At 31.0% G+C, this 3196-nt stretch carries 2 protein-coding genes; both read left to right on the forward strand.

The features are described 5' to 3' along the window. Window positions 1–9 precede the first annotated feature (9 nt). Window positions 10–141, forward strand: coding sequence for an LPXTG cell wall anchor domain-containing protein (locus ACJQWY_RS06830; protein WP_407076983.1), 132 nt, complete (start codon window positions 10–12; stop codon window positions 139–141). Between the two features lie 1229 nt (window positions 142–1370). Further along, on the forward strand, window positions 1371–3196 hold a 1826-nt coding region (locus tag ACJQWY_RS06835), incomplete at its 3' end, for a MucBP domain-containing protein (protein WP_407076982.1).

Genomic DNA, 3196 nt, shown 5'->3' on the forward strand with positions numbered 1-3196 from the left:
AATGACGTAATGAATAACGTAGTTGAGGGAGTTCAGTCAGTATTACCAAAGACTGCAGCTGAAAAGGTGACATTAGCTGGAATTGTCAGTGTTGTGTTAGCTTCATTAGTTGGATTGATAGTTTGGAAGAAGCGGAAATAAAAATATAATAATTTATTCATAATTCTACAAATTATAAATAACGTTAATATTATTGTGTTAAATTTGGTAAAGAATGAGACAAGNAGTTTGGAAGAAGCGGAAATAAAAATATAATAATTTATTCATAATTCTACAAATTATAAATAACGTTAATATTATTGTGTTAAATTTGGTAAAGAATGAGACAAGTATTAATTTACTTGTCTTTTTCTTTGCCCTCGGCTACTAACTAGGAAAAGAAACGAATAACAAATGATAGCGATTTTTTAAATAGTGTAGTTATTATTTTTTAAACGTTTTCATTAATTTAAATAACCTAAGAATAATTTACTTCTGTTTGAAAACGGATTTATTGATATTTTAGAGGCTAATGGAATGGATATTGTTACTAGTAAAATTTACAGTATTACCCTGGATGTCGGCATATTATATTTTGGCTAAAAAGGGATTAGTGAAGTAAGGATTTAAGTTTGTATTGAATAAACTTTTTGCTAGAGAAAATCGTTGTCTAAGCTTTATTTCGGCAGAGCTTTTTATATTACATAAACCCCCCCCCCAGCCAACAAGTAGTCAGGGTGATAATGGTTTGTAATATTGTTGGTGCAAAGCAATTTACAGCATATAAAAAACTAACGATCATCTAATCGACCACACTTTTATTTTTAAAGGACGCGGATACTAAGCTATTGGAGAATATTATTTACTACTCAATATAAAATATAATTTACTTCTGCGCATCTGTGCGCTTTAACTTAATTATTGAAGTGTTTTTAATTTAAATTTTTTCCAAAAAATAACAAAATGTATCGAATGTGATAATTCCTAACCAAAAATTGTATTTTTTGAGACAATTTTTAGAATCGCAAAACCTCAATTAAACCTTACAATTGTATTAAATGAGACATAAAAAGGTTTGTCTTTTTTAGTAGAGGACATATATGTGCTTTTTTATATTAAGCCACGCCAATGTTTTGGGGTTCAAATTCAGATGATATAAATGAAATGTTCAGAAATCACGGGATTAAGCAAACAATCATTGTCAAATTTGTTGATATGAATTAAAGAACAGCGGTAACAAAGGGGTATGTCTGAATTAGTTAATGAAAATATTATTGATGCAGTATGGTCTAATCTTAGTTAAAGATATGAAATATCTGGATGAGCGTGCTAAACAGTTAAAGTAAGAGATTTGGACGTTTTACAGTAATTCAATACAGGAGAAATTAAAAATGAAAATTGGGCAATATTTATTAATAAGTACAACATTTTTAGGGTTAGTTAATCCGTTAGCGGTTTTGGCAGATAATCAGGTTGATAACATTAATTCAAGTACCATTTTGTCAGATAAAAAAAATATTGCAGATAAAACAAAAGGTACAAAGGATTCAATAGATGAATCAAAAGTACAAGAAAATGATGAGATTGTAACTTTTGATGACCCAGCACTAGAAAGTGTCGTTCGTGATGCATTAAATACTAAAAAAACTGATTCAGAACCATTAACTCAAAGTGATTTTAGCAACTATACTTCGGGAAATAATTTTATTAGTATAGATATGTTTTATAGTAGTCCAGAAAACGGTCCAACTGGACCAACATCATTAAAGGGGCTAGAGGCACTAAAATATTTGCCATCAAATATCAATATATCAATTGAAATACAGAATATGAATTCGGATGTATCTTTGAAGCCTCTAACAGGGCTAAATAATTTAGAAGATTTATGGCTAGGTAAGGCGAGCTTTTCAGACGAAGATATAGACGCATTGAACTCAACGCATTGGGGAGATAAGGCCCATGTAGTTGGACTTTATGGAAAAAATGATTCCAACGTATATTATAATGCTGGTGGAATTACAAATGACCAATTTAAAGCATTAAAACCTTATTTTGATGACGCATATAAGCATGGAAGTAGGATGTTTGCATTAGACAATAATCAAATTTTTGATTTTAGCCAATTTTCTGAATATAGTAATTTGTCAGTTCAAGCAATAAATCAATGGCAAGAATTACCAAATCCAGTGCAAGTAAAAGATGGACAAAAGGTTGTATCTTTTAAATCGCAAGTTAAAGGGTTAGATGGTTCTCCAATTACTGATAGTGTTATTTCAACCAGTGGGGCTCTGACCAATAATAATGGGGAATATACTATAAATGATTATACTACTGGTAGAATACCTGATACTATATTGGTTCAAGGAGAGAGAAGTCATGATAATCAATTGTTAAAACACATTCATAATTATTCTAATGGTAGTAAGTTAGTACAATCAGGAACTGAATTGTATAAAATTGGCGAGCCTGTCAAAGCAGCAGATGTGACTGTCAAGTATGTGGATGAAAATGGTAAGAATATTGAAGATCCAACCATTATTTCTGGAAACGTTGATGATTCTTTTGAAACGAAGCAAAAAACATTCGAGGGGTATACGTTCCATGATGTAAAGGGTGAAACGAGTGGTAAGTTAGATAGTCAACCTAAAACAGTGACATATACTTATTACAAAGATGATGGTTCAAATCATACTGTAAATTTCTATGATATGAATGGTAAAAAAATTGCTGATGAAATTAGTATTGATGGAACTTATAAAGATGCGTATGACTTAACAGATCAAGTTAATAAAGTATTGATAGATCTTAAAAAACAAGGTTATAAGCAAGTTTCAAACTATGGTTTAATTAAAGGTAATTTTGTTCAATTACATGATGAAGCAGATTACATCCTAACCAAGTTACCAGCCAACGAAGTTGGAACAGTAAAAGCTAACTATGTTGATGAACAAGGGAATGTAATTACGGATAGTGAGATTAAGGGTGGAAAATTAGGGTCAGTATATAAGACCGAAAAGAAGAGTATCAAAGGATATACCTTCAAAGAAGTCCAAGGAAATGAAACAGGGAAAATTACTGATAAGGAACAAACGGTCACGTATATTTATACTAAGAACCCTGAAAAAGGTGCGGATGTAACTGTGAAATACGTCGATGAAAATGGTAAGGAGATTGCCAAATCAGAAGTAAAGTCAGGAAACGTTGGTGACAAGTATAC

It is taken from the genome of Weissella kandleri (genome assembly GCF_045504165.1).
In the GTDB taxonomy this organism is placed as follows: Bacteria; Bacillota; Bacilli; order Lactobacillales; family Lactobacillaceae; genus Weissella; species Weissella kandleri_A.